The 24519-nt window shown below is 70.6% G+C and carries 26 protein-coding genes and 2 tRNA genes; 11 read left to right on the top strand and 17 right to left on the bottom strand.

All coding sequences use genetic code 11. The annotated features are described in order from the left end of the window. Position 1: 1 nt before the first annotated feature. From ACLBWX_RS11435 to ACLBWX_RS11420, 4 genes are all read right to left on the bottom strand, one after another. Positions 2 to 76, bottom strand: a tRNA-Gly gene (locus tag ACLBWX_RS11435). Between the two features lie 110 nt (positions 77 to 186). Then, a tRNA-Gly gene (locus tag ACLBWX_RS11430) sits at positions 187 to 261 on the bottom strand. Between the two features lie 137 nt (positions 262 to 398). Beyond that, positions 399 to 875, bottom strand: a complete 477-nt coding sequence (locus ACLBWX_RS11425) for an NUDIX domain-containing protein (protein ID WP_447677185.1) — start codon at positions 873 to 875, stop codon at positions 399 to 401. 5 nt (positions 876 to 880) lie between these two features. Next, positions 881 to 1579 (bottom strand): fumarylacetoacetate hydrolase family protein, encoded by a 699-nt coding sequence (locus ACLBWX_RS11420; protein WP_447677184.1) that lies wholly within the window; start codon positions 1577 to 1579, stop codon positions 881 to 883. Between the two features lie 147 nt (positions 1580 to 1726). Here ACLBWX_RS11420 and ACLBWX_RS11415 point away from each other — a divergent pair, with 147 nt between their 5' ends. The 4 genes from ACLBWX_RS11415 to ACLBWX_RS11400 all read left to right on the top strand — a co-directional run bounded on the left by ACLBWX_RS11415 (position 1727) and on the right by ACLBWX_RS11400 (position 6394). Next, positions 1727 to 3208 carry an FAD-binding oxidoreductase gene (locus ACLBWX_RS11415; RefSeq protein WP_447677183.1) on the top strand — a complete coding sequence of 494 codons (1482 nt, stop codon included), beginning with the start codon at positions 1727 to 1729 and terminating at the stop codon, positions 3206 to 3208. Positions 3209 to 3442: 234 nt separating this feature from the next. Beyond that, positions 3443 to 3736, top strand: a complete 294-nt coding sequence (locus ACLBWX_RS11410) for a DUF2218 domain-containing protein (protein ID WP_056468938.1) — start codon at positions 3443 to 3445, stop codon at positions 3734 to 3736. 108 nt (positions 3737 to 3844) lie between these two features. Continuing rightward, complete coding sequence (locus ACLBWX_RS11405; RefSeq protein WP_447677182.1) at positions 3845 to 5140, top strand: aminopeptidase; 1296 nt, start codon at positions 3845 to 3847, stop codon at positions 5138 to 5140. Positions 5141 to 5518: 378 nt separating this feature from the next. After that, positions 5519 to 6394, top strand: a complete 876-nt coding sequence (locus ACLBWX_RS11400; RefSeq protein ID WP_447677181.1) for an outer membrane protein — start codon at positions 5519 to 5521, stop codon at positions 6392 to 6394. 116 nt (positions 6395 to 6510) lie between these two features. Here the strand turns inward: ACLBWX_RS11400 and ACLBWX_RS11395 are convergent, their stop codons facing one another. From ACLBWX_RS11395 to ACLBWX_RS11355, 9 genes are all read right to left on the bottom strand, one after another. Beyond that, positions 6511 to 7284: a DUF1223 domain-containing protein gene (locus ACLBWX_RS11395; RefSeq protein ID WP_447677180.1), complete on the bottom strand. Its 774-nt coding sequence runs from the start codon at positions 7282 to 7284 to the stop codon at positions 6511 to 6513. Between the two features lie 4 nt (positions 7285 to 7288). After that, positions 7289 to 8326: a lipid A biosynthesis lauroyl acyltransferase gene (locus ACLBWX_RS11390; RefSeq protein WP_447677179.1), complete on the bottom strand. Its 1038-nt coding sequence runs from the start codon at positions 8324 to 8326 to the stop codon at positions 7289 to 7291. Positions 8327 to 8418: 92 nt separating this feature from the next. Beyond that, positions 8419 to 9441: a zinc-binding dehydrogenase gene (locus ACLBWX_RS11385; RefSeq protein WP_447677178.1), complete on the bottom strand. Its 1023-nt coding sequence runs from the start codon at positions 9439 to 9441 to the stop codon at positions 8419 to 8421. A gap of 110 nt (positions 9442 to 9551) precedes the next feature. Beyond that, positions 9552 to 9845, bottom strand: a complete 294-nt coding sequence (locus ACLBWX_RS11380; RefSeq protein ID WP_447677177.1) for an SH3 domain-containing protein — start codon at positions 9843 to 9845, stop codon at positions 9552 to 9554. 13 nt (positions 9846 to 9858) lie between these two features. Further along, positions 9859 to 10638 (bottom strand): SDR family NAD(P)-dependent oxidoreductase, encoded by a 780-nt coding sequence (locus tag ACLBWX_RS11375; RefSeq protein ID WP_447677176.1) that lies wholly within the window; start codon positions 10636 to 10638, stop codon positions 9859 to 9861. Beyond that, complete coding sequence (locus tag ACLBWX_RS11370; protein WP_447677175.1) at positions 10635 to 11918, bottom strand: beta-ketoacyl-ACP synthase; 1284 nt, start codon at positions 11916 to 11918, stop codon at positions 10635 to 10637. The genes ACLBWX_RS11375 and ACLBWX_RS11370 overlap by 4 nt, the downstream gene beginning before the upstream one ends. Before the next feature lie 53 nt (positions 11919 to 11971). Continuing rightward, positions 11972 to 13111: a beta-ketoacyl-ACP synthase gene (locus tag ACLBWX_RS11365; protein WP_447677174.1), complete on the bottom strand. Its 1140-nt coding sequence runs from the start codon at positions 13109 to 13111 to the stop codon at positions 11972 to 11974. A gap of 57 nt (positions 13112 to 13168) precedes the next feature. Continuing rightward, the gene (locus ACLBWX_RS11360; protein WP_447677173.1) at positions 13169 to 13639 is read right to left on the bottom strand and encodes a 3-hydroxyacyl-ACP dehydratase FabZ family protein; all 471 of its coding nucleotides are present in this window, start codon (positions 13637 to 13639) and stop codon (positions 13169 to 13171) included. Positions 13640 to 13715: 76 nt separating this feature from the next. Further along, positions 13716 to 14018 carry an acyl carrier protein gene (locus ACLBWX_RS11355; RefSeq protein ID WP_055949487.1) on the bottom strand — a complete coding sequence of 101 codons (303 nt, stop codon included), beginning with the start codon at positions 14016 to 14018 and terminating at the stop codon, positions 13716 to 13718. 297 nt (positions 14019 to 14315) lie between these two features. Here ACLBWX_RS11355 and ACLBWX_RS11350 point away from each other — a divergent pair, with 297 nt between their 5' ends. Continuing rightward, complete coding sequence (locus ACLBWX_RS11350; protein ID WP_447677172.1) at positions 14316 to 15479, top strand: AI-2E family transporter; 1164 nt, start codon at positions 14316 to 14318, stop codon at positions 15477 to 15479. A gap of 23 nt (positions 15480 to 15502) precedes the next feature. On the opposite strand, the gene ACLBWX_RS11345 is transcribed toward ACLBWX_RS11350, so the two are convergent. Then, entirely contained in the window at positions 15503 to 15880 is a 378-nt protein-coding gene (locus tag ACLBWX_RS11345) for a hypothetical protein (protein WP_447677171.1), read from the bottom strand. 224 nt (positions 15881 to 16104) lie between these two features. Further along, a complete protein-coding gene (ndk, locus tag ACLBWX_RS11340; protein WP_447677170.1) occupies positions 16105 to 16527 on the bottom strand; it encodes a nucleoside-diphosphate kinase in 423 nt (140 codons plus the stop codon). Positions 16528 to 16814: 287 nt separating this feature from the next. Here ndk and ACLBWX_RS11335 point away from each other — a divergent pair, with 287 nt between their 5' ends. Next, positions 16815 to 17360 carry a DUF2147 domain-containing protein gene (locus ACLBWX_RS11335; protein WP_447677169.1) on the top strand — a complete coding sequence of 182 codons (546 nt, stop codon included), beginning with the start codon at positions 16815 to 16817 and terminating at the stop codon, positions 17358 to 17360. Positions 17361 to 17402: 42 nt separating this feature from the next. Here the strand turns inward: ACLBWX_RS11335 and ACLBWX_RS11330 are convergent, their stop codons facing one another. After that, positions 17403 to 18038, bottom strand: a complete 636-nt coding sequence (locus ACLBWX_RS11330; protein WP_447677168.1) for a glutathione binding-like protein — start codon at positions 18036 to 18038, stop codon at positions 17403 to 17405. A 204-nt stretch (positions 18039 to 18242) separates the two neighbouring features. Between ACLBWX_RS11330 and ACLBWX_RS11325 the strand changes: the two genes are divergently transcribed. From ACLBWX_RS11325 to ACLBWX_RS11305, 5 genes are all read left to right on the top strand, one after another. Continuing rightward, positions 18243 to 18536: a hypothetical protein gene (locus tag ACLBWX_RS11325; protein ID WP_447677167.1), complete on the top strand. Its 294-nt coding sequence runs from the start codon at positions 18243 to 18245 to the stop codon at positions 18534 to 18536. A 121-nt stretch (positions 18537 to 18657) separates the two neighbouring features. After that, positions 18658 to 19074: a DUF4345 domain-containing protein gene (locus ACLBWX_RS11320; RefSeq protein WP_447677166.1), complete on the top strand. Its 417-nt coding sequence runs from the start codon at positions 18658 to 18660 to the stop codon at positions 19072 to 19074. Beyond that, on the top strand, positions 19071 to 21086 hold the full coding sequence (locus tag ACLBWX_RS11315) for an FUSC family protein (protein WP_447677165.1): 2016 nt from the start codon (positions 19071 to 19073) through the stop codon (positions 21084 to 21086). Before ACLBWX_RS11320 ends, ACLBWX_RS11315 begins: the two co-directional genes overlap by 4 nt. Then, a complete protein-coding gene (locus ACLBWX_RS11310) occupies positions 21086 to 21280 on the top strand; it encodes a DUF1656 domain-containing protein (protein WP_447677164.1) in 195 nt (64 codons plus the stop codon). The genes ACLBWX_RS11315 and ACLBWX_RS11310 overlap by 1 nt, the downstream gene beginning before the upstream one ends. Before the next feature lie 2 nt (positions 21281 to 21282). After that, positions 21283 to 22305 carry an efflux RND transporter periplasmic adaptor subunit gene (locus ACLBWX_RS11305; RefSeq protein WP_447677258.1) on the top strand — a complete coding sequence of 341 codons (1023 nt, stop codon included), beginning with the start codon at positions 21283 to 21285 and terminating at the stop codon, positions 22303 to 22305. Between the two features lie 675 nt (positions 22306 to 22980). Here the strand turns inward: ACLBWX_RS11305 and gatB are convergent. Continuing rightward, positions 22981 to 24453 (bottom strand): Asp-tRNA(Asn)/Glu-tRNA(Gln) amidotransferase subunit GatB, encoded by a 1473-nt coding sequence (gene gatB, locus ACLBWX_RS11300; protein ID WP_447677163.1) that lies wholly within the window; start codon positions 24451 to 24453, stop codon positions 22981 to 22983. Between the last annotated feature and the right edge of the window lie 66 nt (positions 24454 to 24519).

The raw sequence follows: 24519 nt of genomic DNA, 5'->3' as shown, positions 1-24519 counted from the left end.
TTGGAGCGGGCGAAGGGATTCGAACCCTCGACCCCAACCTTGGCAAGGTTGTGCTCTACCCCTGAGCTACACCCGCTCACACCCGTCATGCCCGAGGAGACCCTCGCGCCGGGACGGTTCGTCGTCTCAACGAAGCAAAAAACCGCCTCTCAGCGGCTGTCGCTCCGGTCGTCTCGTTCGGTAAATTGGAGCGGGCGAAGGGATTCGAACCCTCGACCCCAACCTTGGCAAGGTTGTGCTCTACCCCTGAGCTACACCCGCTCACAACCGCGCCGCTGGTGGGAAAGAACCCGCCGACGGCCCCGGACGGCGTCTCTAAACACCATTCCGCCGGGCGTTGCAAGCGCTGAATCCCCGCGCCGACGACCGGGACCGTTTGCCGGCGTCACGCCGGCTGATCACGGCTGCCAATGCGCGGCCGGAGCCAGGCCCTCGCGGATCTCGCGCAGGCGAGCCCGGGTGGCGGCGGTGGTTTCGGCCGGAAGCGCATCCAGGGGATAGAAGCCGCAGGCCGCGATCTCGCGATCGGGGCGCTTCGGGGCCAGCACCGAGAAGCCGGTGGCTACGTAGAGGGCGACGTGGTCGCGGCCGACCGCCGAGAGGTTGTGGTAGAATCCGTGCAGTTGCATCGGACGGCCGGGATCGACCACGATCTCGGCCTCCTCGCGGAACTCCCGGACCATCGCCGTCACCGCGCTCTCGCCCGCCTCGATGCCGCCGCCCGGCAGGTGCCAGCCCGCCACGTAGGTGTGCCGGACGAGGCAGACCCGCCCCTCCCCGTCGATGGCGACCCCCCGAACGCCCAGCGTCATGCCGCGCGTGGCCAGGGCGCCGTAGTGGATCAGGCGCCGCATCCAGGGTTTTTGGAGGAGCATGCGGCTCAGACGACGCGCAGGCGGATGGCGCCGAGTCCGTCGATGGCGGCCGCCATCGTCTCCCCGCGCCGGACCGCGCCGACGCCCGAGGGCGTGCCGGTGAAGATCAGGTCGCCCGGCTGCAGCTCGAAATAGGTCGACAGGAGCGCGACCTGCTCGGGGATCGACCAGATCATCTCGGAGAGATCGCCGCGCTGCCGCTCGGCCGAGTCCACCGCCAGGGTGATGGCGCCGCGCACCGGGTGGCCGATGGCCGAGGCCGGATGGAGCGCCCCGATCGGCGCCGAGGCGTCGGCGGATTTCGCGAGGTCCCAGGGCCGCGCCAGGCGCTTGGCCTCGTCCTGCACGTCGCGCCGGGTCATGTCGAGGCCGACGGCGTAGCCGTAGACGTGGTCGAGGGCGGAGGCCTCAGGGATGTCGCGGCCGCCCAGCCCGAGAGCCGCCACCATCTCGACCTCGAAATGGTAGTTCTCGGTGCGCGGCGGATAAGGATGGTCGGCCGCCGCGTCGCCGGTCACGATCTGCAGGGTGTCGGCGGGTTTCATGAAGAAGAAGGGCGGCTCCCGATCGGGGTCCTTGCCCATCTCGCGAGCGTGCGCGGCGTAGTTGCGGCCGACGCAGTAGACCCGCCGGACCGGGAAGAAATCGTCGCTGCCGACGATCGGCAAGGCGGTGCGGGGCGGATTCGGGATCACGGACAGCATGGGTCTCTCCAACCTCTTCTCTCGGCCGATGCGGCGCGGCGCCCCGTCGCTCGCCCTGCACAGGACGCCGCGCCATCCCTATCATAGGCGGGAGGCCCGGCCGCGCCATCCCGCCGCCACCCGCGGCCTGCCGTTGCGAGACCCGTGGTGACCGACCCTTCCCGCCTGCTTGCGCAACTCGCCGCGCATCTCGGCGCCGACCATGTCCTGACGGACCCGGCCGACCTCGCGCCCTACCTCGCCGAGACCCGCGGCCTGCAGCGCGGCCATGCCCTGGCAGTGGTGCGGCCCGCCGACACGGAGGCGGTGGCCCGGGTGGCGCGCGCCTGCGCCGAGGCAAGAGTGCCGGTGGTGGCCCAGGGCGGCAACACCGGCCACGTCGGAGGCGGCCTGCCACAGGGAGGCATCGTCCTCTCCCTGGCGCGGCTGAACCGGCTGCGCGCGCTCGATCCCGTCAATGCCAGCATCACGGTGGAGGCCGGGATGGTGCTGGCCGACGTGCAGGCCGCCGCCGCGGAGGCCGGGATGCTGTTCCCGCTCTCCCTCGCCTCCGAGGGCTCCTGCCGGATCGGCGGCAACCTCTCCACCAATGCGGGGGGCACGGCGGTCCTCGCCTACGGCAATGCCCGCGATCTCGTCCTCGGCCTCGAGGTGGTGCTGGCCGACGGCCGGATCTGGAACGGGCTGAAGGGACTGCGCAAGGACAATGCCGGCTACGACCTGAAGCATCTGTTCCTCGGCTCGGAGGGGACCCTCGGTCTGATCACGGCGGCGGTGCTGAAGCTCTACCCCCGGCCGGCCTCTCGGTCCGTGGCCTTCGTCGGGCTCAGCTCGACCGAGGCCGCCCTCGCCCTGTTCCGATCCCTGCGGGCCGAGGCCGGTGCAGGCCTGACAGCCTTCGAGTACATCGCGCCCTTCGGCCTGGAGATCGTCCTGCGCCATCGGGCCGGGGCGCGCCGGCCGCTGGCCGGGTTGCACGCGGCCTACGCCCTGGTGGAGCTCTCGACCCCCCGCCCCGGCGAGGATGCCGGCGCGTCGATGGAGGCGTTCCTTGCCCGGGCCCAGAACCAGGGGCTCCTCGACGACGCCGCCCTGGCGGCGAGCGAAGCGCAGGCGAACGCCTTCTGGGAACTGCGCGAAAGCCTGTCGGAGGTGCAGAAGGCCGAAGGTGCCTCGATCAAGCACGACGTCTCGGTGCCGCTCTCCCGCCTGCCCGAGTTCCTCGCCCGGGCGACGCGAGCCTGCGAGGCGGAGATGCCGGGTCTGCGCGTCTGCGCCTTCGGGCATTTCGGCGACGGCAACATTCACTTTAACCTGAGCCAGCCCGTGGGGATGGACACCGGCGCCTTCCTGGCCGCCTGGGATCGCTTCAACCGGATCGTCCACGACGTCGTCGCGGCGCTCGACGGCTCGATCGCGGCCGAGCACGGCGTCGGCCTGCGCAAGCGCGCGGAACTGGCGCGCTACGCCGACCCCGTCGCCCTCGATCTGATGCGCAGCCTCAAGGCCGCCCTCGATCCGGGCAACATCCTGAATCCCGGCAAGATCCTGTTGGACGAAGCTCCGCAGGCGCAAGTCGCGTCCGGCGTGGCGTCATTCGGCTTTTCCGAAGGCTCAACAAAATTTTAGTCGGAACCGAGCCAGCATTGCCAGGATTGATGTTGTGCGGCGCACAAAGGTTTGCCAGATTGTGGACGGCAATGCGCCATAAATCGGCTCCGCGCCGGGCGGAACAGGTTGCACGACAACGACGGACGGCTGGTTGCAGTGCGGTGGGTTAGCCGGGTCTTAACCCTTCCGGCCTCTTCTAAAGAGAGAACAGATCTTACGTCGCGATCGAAGACCGAGCAGGAGACACGTTCGATGCCGACTTCCCAGGCGAGAGTCCCGACGGCCGAGGCAAGCCGCTACCTCAAGCAGCTCTGCCGTCATTGGAGCCACAAGTTCCCGGTGGAAGCCACCGAGGATGCCGGCCGCGTGCCCTTCGGCGAGGACCGGGTCTGCACCTTCGAGGCCGGTCCCGACGCCCTTCTGATGCGGGTTGCGACCCCCGATCCGGCTGCCCTGACGCGGTTGGAGAACGTGGTTTCCGACCATCTCCTGCGCTTCGCTTTCCGCGAGAACCTCGGCGAGATCACCTGGTCCCGCGCCGCCTGAACCGCCGCCACGGCCAACCCGTCCGGCCTGCGCCCACCGAGGGTTGACCTGCCGTCCCGAGACCTGATCTTGAGCGCACGTCGCTGAAGGCAGCATCGGGAGACAGGCATGGACGGGATCGCGCAGACAAACGCTGGATCCACACCGACCGGAGCCGCGCCGCCGCAAGGAGGGCAGCATGCCGAGCGCCTGCAGCGGCTGGCCGAGGTCGCCGTGAAGGTCGGCCTGGGCCTCCAGCCCGGTCAGGAACTCGTGATCACCGCCCCGCTCGAGACGGTGCCGCTGGCCCGGCTGATCACCGAGCAGGCCTACAAGGCCGGCGCTTCCCTGGTCACCACCTTCTACGCGGACGACGCCGCCACCCTGGCGCGGTTCGCCTACGCCCCCGACGCGGCCTTCGACACCGCCGCCGGCTGGCTCTACAGCAGCATGGCCGAGGCCTACCGCAACGGCGCGGCCCGCCTCGCCATCGCGGGCGACGACCCCTCCCTCCTCGCCGGCCAGGACTCGGCCAAGGTGGCACGCGCCAACCGCGCCCGGTCCAAGGCCTATGTGCCGGCGCTCGAGCTCATCGCCAACTTTTCGACCAACTGGACCATCGTCTCTGCGGCGACGGCCCCCTGGGCGCGCACGGTGTTCCCGGATCTGCCGGAGGCCGAGGCCGTGTCACGCCTGTGGGATGCGATCTTCGCGGCCTCGCGCGTCGACGGACCCGATCCGGTGGCGGCCTGGGAGGCGCACAACGCCGCCCTGCATGCCCGGATGGCGGCACTCAACGCCCATCGCTTCGCGGCCCTGCGCTTCTTCGGGCCCGGCACCGATCTCACGGTGGGCCTCGCCGACGACCACGAATGGTGCGGCGGCGCTTCGGCCTCCCGCAACGGCATCGTCTGCAACGCCAACATCCCCACCGAGGAGGTGTTCACCACCCCGCACAAGGACCGGGTGGACGGCACCGTCACCAGCACCAAGCCGCTCTCCTACCAGGGCACCCTGATCGACGGCATCCAGGTGCGCTTCGAGGGGGGGCGCATCGTCGAGGCCAGCGCCCGCACCGGCGGCGATGTGCTCGCCAAGGTGCTGGAGACCGACGCGGGCGCGCGCCGCCTCGGGGAGGTCGCCCTGGTGCCGGCCTCCTCGGCGATCTCCGCCTCGGGCCTCCTGTTCTACAACACCCTCTACGACGAGAACGCCGCGAGCCACATCGCCCTGGGCCAGGCCTACAGCAAGTGCTTCCGCAACGGCGGCGTGGATTTCAGCGAGGACGACCTCGCGGCGCGCGGGGCCAACCGCAGCCTGATCCACATCGACTGGATGATCGGATCGGACCAGATCGACGTCGACGGTCTCTCCGCCGAGGGTCGGGCGGTCCCGGTGATGCGGGCGGGCGAGTGGGTGGCCTGAGCCGCCACCGCCTGCCCGATCGGGTCTGAGATCGATCGGCCGCGTTCGTCCCTCGTGTGCGAGCGCACGCCGATCTTGGCGATTCAATTGACGTGGGTAATTTTCCCACGCATGGTTGGGCTGTGGTCGCACCGGCCACGGACCTGCAGCCGCCCTGACGGGCCGATGCTCCGAACCCGCTTCCGAGGCCGCATGCGGGGGACCGTTCGATCACTGCCCTCCGCGTTTGCCGACGCACGCATGCAATGACCGAATCGGTCTATCCCGACACCGTCCGGGCGTATGTCTGTGCCGTCCGGGATGGACGACCTGCGTCGGCCGGCGGATCGGACCCATCGCCCGGGCTCGCGATCTCCCGTGGGAGACAACGAGGATCTCATGACCAAGACCCTAGTTCTGGCCGGCCCGATGGCCGCGCTGCTCGCCGGCGCGGCCTCCGCCGCCGACCTTCCGCGCCGCGCGGCGCCGCCCGTCTTCACGGCGGTCCCGGTCTTCAGCTGGACCGGATTCTACGCGGGACTCAACGCCGGCTACGGCTTCGATGCCGGCAGCAGCGGCGGCGCCACCGTCGTCGGCACCACGGCCGCTTCGGGCATCATCGCCAACGGCGCCGCACCGGGCCTCGTCGCCTTCAGCAACCGCGACGCCCATGACGGCTTCACCGGCGGCGGCCAGATCGGCTACAACTACCAGCTCACCCCTGGCTCCGGCTTCGTGGTCGGCGTCGAGGCGGATGCGCAGTATCTCGGCTTCGGCACCGACCGAAACACGGCGTCCTTCGTCGGCACGCCCAATGCCGATCTGACCTTCGTCAACCCGAACGGCCTGTCGAACCTCGACTACTTCGGTACCGTGCGCGGTCGCCTCGGCTACGCCTTCGACCGCACCCTGGTCTACGGCACCGGCGGCTTCGCCTATGGCGGCGGGGGCGGCTCCAGCTTCGGCCTGCCCAACAGCACCAGCGACACGTTCCGCACCGGCTGGGCCGCCGGCGGCGGCATCGAGTACGCCCTGCCGACCGACTCGTTCCTGAACTTCTTCAAGTCCTCCGCCGTGACGGTGAAGGTCGAAGGCCTCTATGTCAGCCTCGACCGCAACAGCACCAACGGGGTTTTCGCCTATTCGAATTCGACGGGCACCCAGTACAGCGTGTCCGGCACGGGTTATGCTGCCACGACGGGCTATACCAGCCGCCGCTCCGACGAGTTCGCCGTCGTGCGGGCCGGCCTGAACTACAAGTTCGGCTCGTACTGATCCGACGCCGGACCTCGCTTTGGCCTGAGCATCCCCAGCCCGATCACACTGGCCGCTCAGTCAAACGGTGCCCCGGGAGCGATCCCGGGGCGCTGTCCGCATCCCGCCGGGGCGTCTCAGAAGCCCGGGGCCTTGGCGGCGCCGAGGATGCGGGTGGGGCGTCCCTCGCTGCCGCCCTGCAGAACGACCACGTAGGAATCGGCTTCGGCGACCTGGGCTGCGTGACGCGGCACCTCGTAGTGGGAGGCATGTCCCGTCCAGGGACCGATCCGGTGCATCCCGCGCACGACGTTGATGTAATCGAACACCTGCCCCTTGTTCTCGCCCCCGCCGATGGCGATGCGGCGGCGGCGCATCACCGGGAGCAGCCAGAGCTCGGCCTTGGCCTCGGCCCCGGGATTCGCGCCGACGTCGATGCAGATCCGGTCGCCCTCCTCCCAGCTCCGCACCGGCACCTGGACCGGGCTCGCCGCGCGCGCCCGGCGCAGGGCCCGCTCCAGGGAGTTGCGGTCCGAGCGGATCATCGAGGGTTCGCCGTTGACGATGGCCTGCGGCGTGAAGACCTGCCGCTCGCCGCGCAGGGACGCGTAGGCCCGCTGCCGCGCCGTGAAGGCGGGCTGGGCATAGACATCCTTCCAGCCGAGATAGTCCCAGTAGGTGATCGGGAACGTCAGGGCGATGATCCCGGGCTCGCGGGCGAACTCGGCGAGAACCCGCGAGGCCGGCTGACAGGAGGCGCAGCCCTGGCTTGTGTAGAGCTCGATCACCACGGGCGTACGCTCGGCCGCCCGGACCTGGGTCGCGTTCGCCGCCAGAACGCCGCCCGCGAGGAGCAGGGCGAGGCACAGGCCGGCGGTCCGGCGCGAGAGGGGCGTGGCGACGCGGCTCATGGGATCAGGATACCGCTGCCCGGCCATTCCCCGTCATCACGGTCGCTCGATTCTCGCCGGCCCCTGCCGGCCCTGCCGCGTCCGGCCCCGGCGTCTGGGCCGGTTTCGGCTTCGGCAGCATCGCGGGGCGCCAGCGCCGGTGCATCCAGAGCCATTGCCCGGGATTCTCGCGGATCCATCCCTCGATCACCCGCGTCATCGCCTGCATCGCGCCCTGGACGTCGATGGCGCCGGAGGCGTCGCGCGGCAGGTCGAGAGGCGGGGTCAGCTCGAGATGGAAGCCCGATCCGTCGCGCCGGACCACGCGTGCGCCGTGGACGGGGCATTCGTAGTGGCGGGCGAGCTTTCCGAGCAGCGGGTTGACCAGCACCGGCTTGCCGAAGAACTCCACCACGACGCCCCGGGTGAAGTGCTGGTCGATGAGCTGGCCGAGATGGCCGCCGCGCTCGACCACGCCCTGCATGGCGAAGACCGCGCCCTGCCCCGCCGCAGCCAGGCCGCCCATGGTCTGGCGCCGGACCTCCTGCACCAGGCGGGCGGAGGCCGCATCGTTGGGGGGGCGGAAGATCGCGGTGGCGTCGAGGCCGAAGCGGGCCGCACAGATCGCCGGCAATTCCCAGTTCGCCAGGTGAGCCGAGAAGATCAGGCCCGGCTTGCCGTCATCGCGCAGGTCGGCAAAGTGGTTCTCGCCCGCGACCGTGATGCGCCGGCTGGCCGTGAGGTCGGCCGGGTCGATGTCGATCAGGGTATGGAGATGGGCGTATTCCGCGCCGGTACGTCCGAGATTGTCCCAAGCCTCCAGGGCAAGGGCGCGGATCGCGGCCTCGTCGCGCTCCGGAAAGGCGGCGCGGAGATTCGCCATCGCGGTGCGGTGAGCGGGCAGGAAGGGGCCGATCGTCCGGACGATCCGGCCGCCGAGCCCGCTCGCCCGCTCGGCCCCGAGGCTTCGCGCCAGCCAGAACAGGCCCCGGATCAGGGGAATCATCGCGAGCCCGGCGAGGCGTGGCAGGTTGCGCTTCAGGACGAGGGCGAGGCGAAGCAAAACGAATCCCGTGACGCGGGACGTTCCGGCGACGACCCTGGTTCCTGGCATAATTCATTTTTACGCGGGTGGGCACCCGTGTGCGCTGCAACTCAGAGCGTCACGAGGATCTTGCCGAACACCTTCCGCGATTCCAGCCGCTCGAGCCCTCGCGCGAAATCGGCGAGCGGCAGGACCGTATCGATCACTGGCGTGATCCCCTGGGCCATCTTGCCCATCGCGTCGCGGATGTTGGCCATCGAGCAGCCGAACGAGCCGGTGATGCGGTACTGCTGCTGGAACAGCTGCATCAGATTCATGGTGGTCGAGACGCCCGAGGTGGAGCCGCAGGTGACGAGGCGTCCGCCGCGCTTCAGGCACAGGAGCGAGCCGTTCCAGGTATCGGGTCCGACATGCTCGAACACCACGTCGACGCCCTTGCGCTTGGTCAGCCGCCGGACCTCGCCCTCGAAGCGCTCCTCGCGGTAGTTGACGACGTGGTCGGCGCCGAGCGCCTTGGCCTTCTCGCCCTTGGCATCGTCGCCCACCGTGGTGAACACGGTGCAGCCGATGGCCTTGGCCATCTTGATCGCCGCGGTGCCGATGCCGGAGCCGCCGGCATGGACGAGGATGCTCTCACCCGGCTCCAGGCGGGCATTGTCGAACAGCATGTGCTGCACGGTGCCGAAGGCCACCGGGGCACAGGCCGCATCGGTGAAGCTGACGCCGTCCGGCATCTTGATGACGAGGCGGGCCGGCATGGTCACCCGCTCGCGGGCGAAGCCGTCGATGTGGAACCCCATCACCCCGGAGACGTCCTCGCAGAGGTTGTCGCGGCCCTCCCGGCAGGCCTTGCACCGGCCGCAGGTCCGGGCGCCGTACATCGCCACCCGGTCGCCCTCGGCCAAGCCTTCGACGCCCTCGCCGACGCAGACGATCTCGCCCGAGGCCTCGGCCCCGACCGCGAGCGGCAGCTTGCGCTTGGCGAAGGCCATGCCGCGGAAGCCCCAGACGTCGATGAAATTGAGGCCGACCGCGCGCACGCGGATCTGGACCTCGCCGGGGCCGGGTGCGGCGGGCTCCGCGACCTCCTCGAGGCGCAGGTCGCGGTCGCCGTGGAGTTGGAGGGATTGCATGGGGCTCGCTTCTGTTCGCGGGGCGCCGCGGATGCCCCCGCGAGGGCCGGGCGGTTCATGCGCCTCTCGCTAGCCTTCGCGGGACGAGGCATCAACCCGCGGGGATGGCGTCATTCCGGCGACAGGTAGCGCCGTCGGGCCCAGCCGAGGATGGGGCCGGCCTTGACCCGGCACCAGGTCAGCCCGCTCGGAGTCTCGGCGGTGCAGCCGAAGCCGCGCAGGCGGGCGCCCACCGGGACCTGGCCGAGGGTGGGCGCGGCGGCGTCGGGCGTCTCGCGGATGCTCAGAGTCTCGCCGCGCGGAAGGCCGTCGACGCGGAACGCTTCGGCCGCAGCGGTGGGGCCGGCGGCGCGGAGCACGAGGGCCAGGGCGGCGAGGATCAGGAGCATGAGGCGCGGGGACATGGCGGGCACGGCCTCAGGAGCGGTGGACGCCCATCATCGCGGTCAGGCCACCGTCGACGGGCAACACCGCGCCGGTGATGTAGGCGGCGCCCTCGCCCATCAGAAAGGCCGCGAGGGCGGCCACGTCCTCTGGCCTGGCGAAGCGGCCGGCGGGGATCTGGCGCTCCATGGTGGCGCGATGGGCGGCGTAGGGCGCCATCATCTCGGTGTCGATGAAGCCCGGCGCGATCACGTTGACGGTGACGCCGCGCTTGGCCGATTCGACCGCGAGGGTGCGGCAATAGGCGATCAGGGCCCCTTTGGTGGCGGCGTAGGCCGCATTGCCGGGATTGGCCTGCAGGGCGGCCACCGATCCGATCGCGACGATGCGCCCCCAGCGCGCCCGGATCATGCCGCGGACCAGGGACTTCGCCAGGCGGGTCAGCGACCAGAAGTTCACCTGCATGGCCGCCTCGGCCCGGTCCTGGTCCAGCATCGCCGCCAGCGCGTCGTAGGACTGGCCGGCATTGTGGACGAAGCCATGGAAGCCCTCGCCGGCCTCGATCCCTTCGCAGAACGCCTCGACGGCGGCGCGATCGGAGAGGTCGAGGGCCTGGGCCGTGATCGCGCGGCCGGGATGGGCCGCCGACAGCTCCGCCACCAGCCGCTCGGCCGCCTCGCCGGAGGAGCGGTAGGTGAAGGCCACGTCGTGGCCGGCGGCGGCGAGCGCCCGCACGATGGCGGCGCCGAGGCCGGAGGCGCCGCCGGTGACGAGGACGCGGCGGTTGGGCTCCGCGTTGCTGTCCGTTCTCATGCCGGCTCGTCCGCCAGCACGAGGCAGGTGTTCTGGCCGCCGAAGCCGAACGAATTCGACAGCACCCGCCGCACCGGCGCGTCGCGGGCCTGCGCCACGATGTCGAGGGGGATGGCGGGGTCGGGGACCGCGTAGTTGATGGTCGGCGGGATGCGGCCGTGCGCGATGGTGAGGAGCGAGATCACCGCCTCCACCGCACCGGCGGCCGTCAGGGTATGCCCGATCATCGACTTGTTGGACGACACCGGCAGGGCGCGGATGCGGTCGCCGAACACGGCGGCGCAGCTCATCGCCTCCATCTTGTCGTTCTCCGGGGTTGAGGTGCCGTGGGCGTTCACGGTGTCGATGGCGTCCGGATCGGTGCCGGCGTCCGCCAGGGCCGCGCGGATGGCCGCGATGCCGGGCGCGCCGTCGGGGCTCGACCGGGTGCGGTGGAAGCCGTCGCCCTTCTCGCCGCAACCGAGCACGTAGCCGAGGATCTTCGCGCCGCGGGCGCGCGCCGCCTCCGCGTCCTCGAGCACGAGAGCGCCCGCGCCCTCGCCCATGACGAAGCCGTCGCGGTTCTTCGAGAACGGCTTCGAGGCGGCCTCCGGCGGGTCGTTCTGCGTGGAGAGGGCCGAGAGCAGCGAGAAACGGATCAGGGATTCTGGGTTCACCGAGCCGTCGGTACCGATGCAGAGGGCGGCGGTGACCTCGCCGCGCCGGATCGCCTCGACGCCGAGCTGGATCGCCGTGGCGCCGGAGGAGCAGGCGGTGGAGAGCGAGATCGGCGAGCCCTTGGTGCCGAAGCGGTCGGCGATGTGGTCGGCGACGGTGCCGAAGATGAACAGGTCGTGCCAGGGGTCGAAGCGCCGGCTCGCGGCGGCACGCTGCAGGTCGGTGTAGGTGATCGGACCGTTCTGGCCTGAGGCCTCGGCCAGGGCCCGGCGCTGCGGCCACTCGATCTCCACCGGGGGCACGGCGATGAACAGGGCGCCGGGAAAATCGCCGGGGCGGCCGATGCCCGATTGCGCGATCGCCTCGTCGGCGGCGGCCTCGGCGAAGCGTTGCGACAGGGCCGGCGCCACGAGCGGGTCGGTGTCGAGGAAGTCGACGGTGCCGGCGATGCGGGTGCGCAGGCCCTCCGTGGGGAAGCGCCGGATGGTGTGGATGCCGGACCGGCCGGCGGTCAGCGCCGCCCAGTTGTCGGCCTGGCCCTGCCCGAGGGAGGTGACGATGCCGAGTCCGGTGACCGCCACCAGCGGCCGGCCCTTCGTGTCCCGGAGAGGTTGGTTCGTCATCGCGCCGTCCTACACTCTTTTCGCCGCGACCGGAGCCCGGGGGTCGCCCCGGGTCAGGCCGCCGTCACCCGGATCACGCCCTCGCCCCGGCGGTGGCCCACCACCGTCACCGCCACTTCGCGCAGCCCCCGTTCGGCGACGAGCGCCGCCGCCAGGGCCGCACCGAAGGGTGCCACCGTCTCGAGGGAGTGGCCGGTGAGATCGCCCAGAGCCGTCACGGTCACGCCCGGCGCGAGGCGCGCCAGAGCGGCGCCTTCCTCGCCCGTGATCGGGGCGACGCCCGTGGCCCCGGCGAGAACCGCTTCCGGAGCCTCGACGCCTGTCGCTGCCCAGAGGGCGGAGAGGCTGGCCTCGGTGCTGCCCGGCGCGCGCTTCGTGCGCTCGCTGCCCACCGGGCCGAGGCGGGCGAGTGCCCGCGCCCCGCGCGCGGCGGCGTGCGCGGCGGCTTCCAGCACCAGGAAGGCGGCCGCGCTGCCGAGGATGAAGCCGGCCTCGTCCTCCGGCACGCGGTCGAAGACCGGGCGGAAGTCGCGGGCGCGCAGGTAGCCGCCCATCTCGTGGATCACCATGACGTCCGGGCGCTCGGCGCTGTAGGAGCCGCCGACGAGCATGCAGTCCACCTGGCCGGAGGCGATCCGCGCCTGGGCGATGCGCAGGGCGTCGGTGCCGGCGGCCTCCTCGCCCATGAAGGTGCGCGAGGCGCCGGTGACCCCGTGGACGATCCCGATATTGCCGGCGAGCAGGTTCGAGAGCTGGGCCAGGAACAGGGTCGGGCGCAGGTCGTTCTGCAGGTGCTCGTTGAGGTAGGCGCCCGGATCGGCCGCCTCGCGCAGGCCGGTGAGGATGGCGCCGTCCACCGCCGTGTCGCGCTCGCCGCCACCGCAGGCGACCACGAGGTGCATGCGGCCCTTGAGGTCGGCGTCGCCCTTCACCCCGGCAGAATCGAGGGCGAGACCGGCGGCGTAGACGCCGAGGCGTTGCCAGGGTTCCATCTGACGCTGGTCGGATTTCTTCGGGATCTGTCCGTCGAGGGCAAGCGGCGCGACCGGATGCACCGTGTAGGGCGCGAAGGTCTCGGTGTCGGTGCGCGCCGGCACGCCCGCCTCGAAGGCCGCGAGATGGGCCGCGATGCCCTCGCCCGCGCAGGAGACGAGGCCGATGCCGGTGACGACGACGTCGCGCGAAATGCTCATCTCACCCCGTCGCTCATCTCAGGACGCTCACGTCGGCACGGTCGCGGGCCAGCCTGGTCATGCGGGCTCGCCCGCGAGATCGAACAGCCCGATCTTGCGCGCCCGCGCGCGCATGGGCGCGTCGAGGCCGGCCGGGAATGGCATGGTGCGGAAGCGCAGTTCGGCATTGGCCAGCGGCTTGCCGTCGTGGCGGATCGCCGCCTTGGTCACCGCGTAGCCCGAGCCGTCATGCTCCAGGCTCGCCTCGATGTGGAGCTCGGCGCCGGGGCCGACGAAAGAGCGGAAGCGCGCCTTGTCGACGCCCATCAGGAACGGCATCTGCCGGAAGCCCAGATGCGCGAGCACGAGGTAGCCCGAGGCCTGCGCCATGGTCTCGGTGAGCAGCACGCCCGGCACCAGCGGGTGGTCGGGGAAGTGCCCCTCGAAGACCGGGCTCTCCATCGGCACGCGGGCCAGGGCCTCGATCCGGCCGGCCTCCCGGTCGAACCGGGTCACGGCGTCGATCATCTCGAAATATTCGAGGCGCATGGCGTCCCAGGGTCCCGTGCGGGCGGGTGTTTCGAAGGGACCGCGCCGGTACCGAGGGGGACCGGGCGGATCGAACTCAGGCTTTGGCGGCCTTCTCGGCCACCAGGGCATCGATGCGGGCGCAAAGGTTCTTCAGAACGAAGTACTCCTCGGCGGGCACCTTGCCCTCGTTGACCTCCTGGGTCCAACGCTCGAGGGGGAGCTTGATGCCGAAGGCCTTGTCCACCGCGAAGGCGATGTCGAGGAAGGCGAGCGAATCGATCCCGAGATCGTCGATCGCGTGGCTCTCGGGCGTGATCGTATCGCGCGGGATGTCGGCGGTGTCGGCGATGATGTCCGCGACGCGGTCGAAGGTTGCGGTGTGGGTCTGGTCGGACATGCGTTCTCGCCGTGTGACTGGGTATCCCGCCGGATTCGGCCCGTGCCGATCGGGGGCCGGAGCGATCCGGCGCATGATGCCCGGTGCCCCCGGTCGCGCAGCATGCCCCGTGGGCCGGCGCTTCCGCCGCCCTGGACAGTGAAGGCGGTCCCTTACACGAGGGGTGTAGGAGGGGCAACCTTGGCCATCACGGCGTCGCGATCGGGCCGGCGCTTCCGTTCCGATCCCGCAACGATGGACTAGATGCACGGGCAGGACCTGCCGCCGCTGGCGGTCCCCGAGAGGTCGAGCTTGACGATGGCACATCTTCCCTCCGTGACGCCGGCCGGAGCCCCGCCCGCGGGCGCGCCCGACCCGCGTCTGGCCCCCGACCGTCCGACGCGTGCGGACGCGCACCCGTTGCCGGGCCCGGCGCAGAGCCTGGCCCGGCTCGCCCTGGTCGTCGCCCTCGCGGGGCTCGGGATCTGGGTGCTGCACCATTTCATCCCGGCCCTGGTCTGGGCGGTGATCCTGGCGATCGCCCTCGGGCCGCTCTACGCCCGCGCCGAGCGTCGCTGGCCGCCGGGCCGGCACAACATCCTGCTGCCCCTCCTGTTCACCGCTGCGGTGGCCCTGGTCTTCCTGATTCCCCTCGTGGTGCTGGGGGTGCAGGCGGCGCGGGAGGCGCACGACGTGGTCGCCTGGGCGCGCTCCTTCGAGAAATCCGGCATCCCGGTACCGGATTTCCTTGCTCACCTCCCCTTCGGCGCGGCGCAGGCGCAGGCCTGGTGGACGGAGAACCTGAGCCACCCCGCCGCAGGCTCCGAGCTCCTGCACCGCTTCGACAATTCCTCGGTGATCGGGGTGACCCGCAGCCTCGGAGCGCAGATCGTCCGGCGCATCGTGCTGTTCGGCTTCACTTTGGTGGCGCTGTTCTTCCTGTTCCGGGACGGCCGGGCGGTCGCCGCGCAGGTGCTCACCGCCAGCGCGAGGCTGTTCGGCCCGCGGGGCGAGCGGGTGGCGCGGCAGATGGTGGCCTCGGTCCACGGCACCGTGGACGGACTCGTCCTGGTCGGCCTCGGCGAGGGCGTGCTCCTGGGGATCGTCTACTACTTCGCCGGAGTGCCGCACCCGGTGCTGCTCGGCGCGCTGACAGCGGTGGCTGCGATGATCCCGTTCGGGGCGCCGCTGATCTTCGGCATCGCAGCCGCGATCCTGCTTGCCAACGGCGCGGTGGTGCCGGCGGTGGTCGTGGTGATGGCGGGCTTCGTCGTCACCTTCGTCGCCGACCACTTCGTGCGTCCGGCGCTGATCGGCGGCACGACCCGCCTGCCCTTCCTCTGGGTGCTGCTCGGCATCCTGGGCGGCGTCGAGACCTTCGGCCTCCTCGGCCTGTTCCTCGGCCCGGCGGTGATGGCCGCGCTGATTCTGCTCTGGCGCGACTTCACGCAGGCGGAGCCCGCCGAGGCACCCCGGGCCTGAGGCCCGGGGTCAGGGGCTGCGCCTTACGCCGGGCGCGGCAGCTTGCAGCTGTCGAGGGCGTTCAGGGCCTTGGCGCGGGCGGAATCGTTGAAGTAGCCGGTGCTGCGGTAGGCATCGAGCTCACCCTTGTCGAGGCTCGCGAGCGTCTGGTTCGCGTAGCAGCCGCAGGGGCGCGCGAGGGAGACCTCGGAAACGTTCTGCAGACGGGCCTGGGTGACGGTGCAGGCGTGGCGCACGCGGCCCGTGAGGTTGCCGGCGGAGGCCGTCTTCAGGGCCGGATCGGGCGTGTAGCCTTCGAGCGACGCGGTCGGCCCGGCCTTGTTGGCGTTGCAGGCGGCGACGAGCGAGAGCAGGCCGGCGGCGAGCAGGAGCCGGCCGGTGCGCGGGGCGATGGAGCGCATGGAATGATGGGTCCGTGAAAGCGATTCGGGAACGAACCGGTTTCACGTTCGTGACCCTGCCGCGCAAGGGCGCCGGAGCCACACCGGGACGGCAAACGCCGAAGCCTCCGCGAGGCTCCGGCGCACCGAAGGGTTCAGCCGGCGATGTCGGCGTCCTGCAAGGTTCAGCCGGCGATGTCGGCGTCCTGCAAGGTTCAGCCGACGATGTCGGCGTCCTGCAAGGTTCAGCCGACGATGTCGGCGTCCTGGAAGAACTGGGCGATCTCGGCCTTGGCGTTCTCGAGGCTGTCGGAGCCGTGAACGGTGTTCTCGCCGACCGACTCGGAGAAGGTCTTGCGGATGGTGCCCTCGTCGGCATTGGCCGGGTTGGTGGCGCCCATCACTTCGCGGTACTTGGCGACGGCGTTCTCGCCCTCGAGCACCTGCACGACGACCGGCCCGGAGGTCATGAACTCCACGAGCTCGCCAAAGAACGGGCGTTCCTTGTGGATCTCGTAGAACTTCTCGGCCTGGGCGCGGCTCATCTGGATGCGGCGCTGGCCGACGATGCGCAGGCCCGCCTTCTCGATCACGGCATTGACCGCTCCGGTCAGATTCCGCTTCGTCGCGTCGGGCTTGAGGATGGAGAAGGTGCGCTCGGTGGCCATGGTCCGTCCGGTTGTGATCGCTCAGCCGAAAATGGCTTCGGCGCCGGGCTTATAGCGGGCGGGCTCCCGGCCCTCAACCCGAGGCGGATTCGCTGGGGACAAGCGAGCCCCCGGTGACGGTTTTTCCGCCGCCATGGCTTTGGCGCAACAGCGCCGGAAAAACGCCCGAATGCGGACGCCTCCTGTGGCCAGACGATCACGGCCCTCCCCGATGGGCAACCACCGATCCCTGCCGACCCTCTGGCCGCCGGCGTCCAGCCGCAGCCACGCCACATGGAGACCAGGACATGCGCGTCGCCTTCACTGCCGCCCTCATCCTCGCCGGCCTCGCCCCCGCCTCCGCCACGCCGGCCCAGGACCCGTCGGGCACTTGGCTCACCGGGGACGGCCGCGCCAAGGTCCGCATCGACCGCTGTGGACCGGGTGCTGCCAACATCTGCGGGAAGGTGGTCTGGGCCAAGACCGCAACCAACGAGGACGGCACCCCGCGTACGGACATCAAGAATCCCGATCCGAAGAAGCGCGGCCGTCCGGTGATCGGCCTGCCGCTCCTCGACAACCTGAAGCCCGAAGAAGCGAAGTTCTCCGGCGAGATCTACAACGCCGACGAGGGCAAGATGTACCAGGTCAGCCTGGAGCGGGAGAGCAGCTCCGAGCTGTCGGTCTCCGGCTGCCTGCTGAGGGTTCTCTGCGGCTCGCAGACCTGGACCCGGGTGCCGGACGTGAACCAGCAGGCTTCCGCGACCGCGCCCGAGACGGCCCCGGCACCCCGGTCCGCGCCGAAGGGCGCCAAGGCCGCCCCCGCGGCGAAGGCCGCCGCTCCGGCCGAGTGACGACGCCTCGGGTGTCGGCGCCCCACGTCGGGGCGCTCCGAGTCAGACCGCCGCGAAGCCCCGCTGCACGGCCGGCCGCGCCATGACGCGGTCGAGCCAAGCCCGTACGTGGGGCACGCTCGCGAGTTCGATGCTCTGCTTCTCGTGGTACTTGGCCCAGGGCAGGATCGCGATGTCGGCGATGGAGAAGTCGCCCGCCACGTAGTCCCGGTCGGCGAGACGCTTGTCGAGCACGCCATAGAGGCGCTGGGCCTCCGCCGTGAAACGGTCGATGGCGTAGGGGATCTTCTGCTGCGCGTAGATGCGGAAGTGGTGAACCTGGCCGAGCATCGGCCCGAAGCCGCCGATCTGCCAGAACAGCCACTCGTCCACGGCCACGCGGGCACGCTCGTCGGCGGGATAGAGGCAGCCGGTCTTGCGCCCGAGATACTGCAGGATCGCGCCCGATTCGAACACCGTGATCGGCTTGCCGCCCGGGCCGTCCGGATCGACGATGGCGGGAATCTTGTTGTTGGGCGAGATCTTCAGGAAGTCCGGAGCCATCTGGTCGCCGCGGCCGATGTTCACCGGTAACACCCGGTAGGGCAGCCCGCACTCTTCCAGCATGATCGGGATCTTCCAGCCGTTCGGCGTGCTCCAGGTGTGCACGTCGATGGATTTTCCCGGCGCGTGTGCCATGCGGTTTCTTCCGACCCAGTTCAGGCTCGCTCGATGCCCCGAAACAATCCGGGACGCGAGCGGATGGTTGCAGGCTCCGTGCCGGCGGCACGAACGGTGGATCGTGCCGATACCCGTGCGGATGGCGCTTGCCCCCGCTCAGGGTTGTGGCTGTGATGCGGTCGGCCCGCCAGATGGCGGCGCCCAAACGTCCCGGGGGTCGTCATGCTGTCGTTCCGTTCGCGTCGCACCAGTGCTTTGTTCGCGGGCTTGCTGCTCCTGGCAAGCCCCCTCGTTGTGACAAGTCCCCTCGTCTCCGGCGGTGCGTTGGCGCAAGCCGTCGCGGCGCCCAAGCCCGCCAAGGAGCTCAGCGTCGGCCAGAGCGCGGCCCGCGAGCGCCAGAAGAAGTGCGGCGCCGAGTGGCGCGCCCTCTCGGTCGCCGACAAGGCCGCGCAGGGACCGAAATGGCCGCAATACTACAGCAAGTGCGTGAAGCGGCTGAAGCAGGTGAAGGCCTGAACCGCCCCCGCCGCGGGCCTTGGTTCCGGGCGGATCGGGCTCATTCGCGGACCGCCGAGGAACGTAAGCCTGACCGTCCCGGTTTCCGATCCTGGCAGGGTGACTCCGGACGGACGCGACGATGCGGGAACGGCAGGCGCTACAGCGCGCGGTGGCGGTGATGGCCCTGGTCCCGGTGGCGTCCGGCCTCTACGGCGTGCTGTTCGGACTCAACGGGATCGGCCGCGGCGGCCTCGTGGACGTCTCGGCCGACAGTCACTTCCGGTACCTGTCCGGCCTGCACATGGGCATCGGCATCCTGTTCTGGACCTGCGTGCCGGGCATCGAAGCCAAGACCACCCTGTTCCGCTTCCTCACCCTGGTGGTGGCGCTCGGCGGCCTCGCGCGATTGCTCGGCTGGGCGCTCACCGGCCTGCCCTCCTTCCTGATGATGGCGGCGCTGGCGGTCGAACTCCTCGTCAGCCCGCTGCTCTGCCTCTGGCAGGCCCGGATCGCGGCGCGCTCGCCCGAGGCGTCGCCGCCCGGGGTCGCCGGGTGAGCACTCTCGCCGATCGCCGCCCCGACCTGCCGGACCGGGTGCTCGCCGCCTTCGAGCGCGTGGTCCCCGAGCCCGCCGCCTGGGCCTTCGCGGTGCGGATCTGGCTCGCGATGATCCTCGCGCTCTACGCGGCCTTCTGGCTGCAGTTGTCGAGTGCCTCCTCGGCGGCCGTCTGCGTGGCGATCCTGGCCCAGCCCAAGCGTGGGCAGGCCCTGTCGAAGGCCCTCTACCGCTTCCTCGGCACCCTGGTGGGTGCGGCCGTGGCCCTCGTCCTGATGGCGCTGTTCGCGCAGGACCGGGTGGTGCTCCTCGTCGCCTTCGCGACCTGGCTCGGCCTGTGCGTCTTCACAGCCCACTTCCTGCAGGATACGCGGTCCTACGGGGCCATGCTGTCCGGCTACACCGTGGCGATCATCGCCATCGCCCATATCGACACGCCGCAGAACACCTTCGACGCGGCCGTCGACCGGGTCGCGGCGATCACCCTCGGCATCGTGGCGATCACCTTCATCAACGATGCCCTCGGCTCGCCGAGCATCTGGCGAACCGTCCGCGACACTCTCGGCGACGCCATCGCCGAGACCCGGGCCTTCGCCCGCGAGACCCTGACGCGGGGCGATCCCGGCTCCGAGCGCACGGCTGCGCTGATCCGCCGGATCGCCGCCCTGCGGGGCGACGCCGGCGCCATCGCGGGCGAACTCGACGACGGGCCGGACCGGGCCGCCGGCGCCCGCAGCGCCATCGCGGCCCTCTACGTGATGGCGGCCGCCGCCCGCCACCTTCGGGCGGCCGTCGCCCGGCTGTCCGCTCCGACGGCCGCCGTCGCGGAGGCGCGCGCCCTCTGCCTCAACCTGACCGAGCCGGAGGCGGATCGGGCGGGGACAGTGGCGCGCCTGTCGGACCTGGTCGAGGACGCCGTACGCGCGAATGACCAACCCCTCGACGCGCTCCTGGCCCTGCAGCGCGCCCTCGACTTCGCCCGCGCGGCCCATTTCGCCGCCGACGGTCACCGCGTCCTCGCCTGCGGCGGGCGTCCCCTGCGAGACGTCCCGCTCCCGACCCATCGCGACGTGCCCGAGGCCCTGCGCGGCGCGATGCGGGTGGTGATCGCCTTCGGCCTGACCGCTCTCCTTCTCGTGGCCGCCGGCTGGCCCGCCACCTCCTTCGCCCTGGTCCAGGTGGCGGCGACCTGCTCGCTCTCCTCGACCACGCCCGACCCGCGCGTCTTCGCCAGGGGCGTGCTCATCGGGATGCCGCTCGCCGCCCTCTGCGCCGGGATCGTCCTGTTCGGGGCACTCGCCGGCGTGCAAGGCTTTCCCCTGCTGGCCATCGCCATGGCGCCGGTGGTCTTCGCCGCCTGCTTCCTCAGCCTCAACCCGCCGACCTTCGGGATCGGCTTCATCCTGCTGGTGTTCTTCCCCGTGCTGCTCTCGCCCGCCAACCCCCAGAGCTACGATCCGCAAGGGTTCCTCACCAACGCCTTTCTGGTTGTCTTCGCGGCCCTGATCCTGTTCTTCACCGTCCGCGTCATCCTGCCGGTCTCGAACTGCCGGCATCGGGCCTTCGCCCTCGATTCGGCCCGTCGCGCCCTGGTGGAGGCCCTGGCCGGCCGGGGCGGCGACGCCACGACCCGGACCAGCCTCAACAGCGACCGGCTGCTGCAATTCGCCCGCTGGAGCTCGGGCAGCGCCGCCGTGCGCCGGGCGAGCCTCGACCGCGCCTTCGATCTCGCCCGGATGGAATCTGCGGCCGCGCGCGCCAATGCGCAGCTGCGCGGCCTCGCCCGCGACGATGCCCTCGCGGCGGTGGCGGGCCGGGCCCGCGCCGCCCTCGCGAGCGTCGATGCCGGCCGGATGCGGGAGGCGGCCGCGGCCCTCCTCGCCACGGGCGCACAGGCAGCTCCGGCCACCCGCCTGAACCTCGCCCGGGCGGTGAGCGACCTCGCCACCGCCGCCCATGTCGCCGAGGGCCAGGAGCGCTTCCTGCGCCGTCTCGGCATCCGGGCCTCCTGATGCGCAGCGATCTCGATCTCGGCGGCGTGCTGCTCTCGCCCTTCGTGGCCTACGCCGCCGGGGCGCTGGTGATCCTGGTCGTCCTGCGGCTGCTCTTCGCGCGCCTGCGCATCGCCCGCTACGTCGCCAACCCGCCCCTGGCGGAGGCCGGTCTCTACGTCTGCATCCTCGCCCTCCTGATCGTGTTCCTGTGACGATGGCTCAAGACCCGCCCGCCGAGACCGCCGCCGTAGGATCGGAGGTCCGGCCATCCGCCTCAGGGCCGGATACGAGCCCACGCGCACCTGGGCGCAGCCGACGGGTGCTGCGCCTGCTGGTCACCGGGCTCGTCCTGGCCTGCGCCTTCGTCGCGGCGGCCCTGGTCTGGCAGTTCTACGTCACCGCCCCCTGGACCCGCGACGGGCGGGTGCGCGTGCAGGTCGCCGGCGTGGCGCCCCAGGTCTCGGGCCAGATCACGGAGCTGCGCGTTTCCGACAACCAGACCGTCAGGAAGGGCGACATCCTCTACGTCATCGACCCCTTCGACTTCGAGGTCTCGGTGACCTCGGCCCGGGCCGAACTCGACAATCGGGAGGCCGACCTGCAGGTCAAACAGACCCAGGCCGCCCGGCGCGAGGCGCTGACCACCCTCTCGACCTCCGTCGAGGAGAAGCAGCAATATGCCGGCACCGCCAAGATCGCCGAGGCGGCGGTGGCCTCGGCCAAGGCGCAGCTCTCGCAGGCCAAGGTCAATCTTCGACGCACCCAGGTGCGATCGCCGGTGAACGGCCGGGTGACGAACCTCCTCCTGCGCCCGGGCGACTACGCCACCACCGGCACGGTCAACGTCGCGATCATCGATACCGATTCGTTCTGGATCGACGGCTACTTCGAGGAGACCAAGATGGCCCATATCCATGTGGGCGATCCGGTCTCGGCCGAACTCCTCGGCTACGATCCCCCGATCCGCGGCACGGTGGAGAGCATCACCCTGGGCATCAGCACAGCCAACGCCGCCGCGAGCACGCAGGGCCTGCCCAACGTCGACCCGGTCTACACCTGGGTGCGCCTCGCCCAGCGCGTGCCGGTGCGCATCCGGATCGAGCAGGTGCCCGAGGGCGTGACGCTGGTCGCCGGCATGACCGCCACCGTCTCGGTGGGCGAGCCCGGCACCCACCGCCGGGACTGGCTCGACCGCCTGCGCAGCCGCTTCACCGGAGCCGCCACTCCCACCCCGTAGGCTGTGGTGCGGGGCCGTCCGGTTGCAGGGATGGTCAAGGGCCTGTGCCGCAACACGATTTCGAGGCCGCCGCGATGGGAATGAATACAGTCGCGAATTCGCGCAAATAGGCTCTTGACGCTTCGCCGATCTGGTCGCACCTTGTTCTCGTGCTTCGACGGCAAAGCACAGCTCAAGCAACGAGGAGGCCCTGATCGTTAAGCGATCATGACCGACGAGAAGCAGGAGATGCGGGAATGACTCCACCCCAGCAGGCGGCTGCGGCGATCATCCAGGGCTGATTCGACCTGGACGTTGAGCAGCGCACGACGCGAATTACGGGACGGAAGCGGTCTCCGGGGCGCAGACGCGGCCAGCACGGCACGACGTCAGACATGCACCAGGCCCCACCTCGGCCGCTTCCGCCGCCGATCCTATCATTTGCTGGCGGGCGCACTGCGCGTCGGACGGCCACCCCCTTTTTGTCTATCGAAGGTTCGACGCTGCGCTTCCGCGCGAGCGGCTTGACCCATGCCTGAAAGCCCGTGAACGGCGCACGGTATCGCGCTCGGGCAGGCCGCCGGCAGGTGGCGAACCCCGCCCAGCGGACGATTCGTGCGTCGCCCGGCTGGTCGGATGCACCGGTTCGCCACTCGGTCTCGACCGCCTCCGAGGTGTCGGAGGCGGTCCGGATTCCTACTCGATCCCGAGCTTCGCCTTCAGCAGGGCGTTCACCGCCGCCGGGTTGGCCTTGCCGCCGGTGGCCTTCATGGTCTGGCCGACGAACCAGCCGAGCAGGGTCGGCTTCTCCTTGGCCTGCTGAACCTTCTCGGGGTTCTTGGCGATGATCTCGTCCACCGCGGCCTCGATGGCGCCGGTGTCGGTGACCTGCTTCATGCCGCGCGATTCCACGATCTGGCGCGGGTCGCCGCCCTCGGACCAGACGATCTCGAACAGGTCCTTGGCGATCTTGCCCGAGATCACGCCCTCACCGATGAGATCGACGACGGCGCCGAGCTGGTCAGCCGAGACCGGGCTCGCCTCGATGCCGTGGCCCTCCTTGTTGAGGCGCCCGAACAACTCGTTGATGACCCAGTTCGCCGCGGCCTTGCCGTCGCGGCCCTTGGCCACCGCCTCGAAGTAATCGGCCGAGGCGCGCTCGGCGATGAGCACGCCGGCATCGTAGGGCGACAGCCCGTAGGATTCGATGAAGCGCGCCTTCTTGGCGTCGGGCAGTTCCGGCAGGCCGGCGGCGAGCGCGTCGACATAGGCCTGATCGAATTCCAGCGGCAGCAGGTCCGGGTCGGGAAAGTAGCGGTAATCGTGCGCCTCTTCCTTCGAGCGCATGGAGCGGGTCTCGCCCTTGGCCGGGTCGAACAGGCGGGTCTCCTGGCTGATCGTGCCGCCATCCTCGATGATCGCGATCTGGCGCCGGGCCTCAGTCTCGATGGCCTGGCCGATGAAGCGGATCGAGTTGACGTTCTTGATCTCGCAGCGGGTACCGAGCGGGTCGCCGGGCTTGCGCACGGAGACGTTCACGTCGGCGCGGAGCGAGCCCTTCTCCATGTCGCCGTCGCAGGTGCCGAGGTAGCGCAGGATGGTGCGCAGCTTCGTCACGTACGCGCGCGCCTCCTCCGACGAGCGCAGGTCGGGGCGCGAGACGATCTCCATCAGGGCGACGCCGGAGCGGTTGAGGTCGACGAAGCTCTGGGTCGGGTTCTGGTCGTGCAGCGACTTGCCGGCATCCTGCTCGAGGTGCAGCCGCTCGATTCCCACCGTGATGGTCTCGCCCTCGGCCAAGTCGACCAGCACTTCGCCCTCGCCGACGATCGGGTCCTTGAACTGGCTGATCTGGTAGCCCTGCGGAAGGTCCGGGTAGAAGTAGTTCTTCCGGTCGAACACCGAGCGGTGGTTGATCTGTGCCTTCAGGCCGAGGCCGGTGCGCACGGCCTGGGCCACGCATTCCTCGTTGATCACGGGCAGCATGCCGGGCATCGCCGCGTCCACCAGGGAAACGTGGTCGTTCGGCTCGCCGCCGAACTCGGTGGAGGCGCCGGAGAACAGCTTGGAGCGGCTCGTGACCTGGGCGTGGATCTCCATGCCGATCACGACCTCCCAGTCGTGCAGGCCGCCCTTGATGAGCTTCTTGGGGTTCACGGCAGCGGTCATGATGGCCCGAGTTCAGCGTTGCGGGGCGCGGATGCGCGCCGGAGAGGTTGCGGGGCGCGCGTCTGC

The organism is Methylobacterium sp. M6A4_1b, assembly GCF_053345175.1.
Note: the sequence above shows the minus strand (reverse complement) of the source record. Positions and strands in the feature narration are given on the sequence as shown.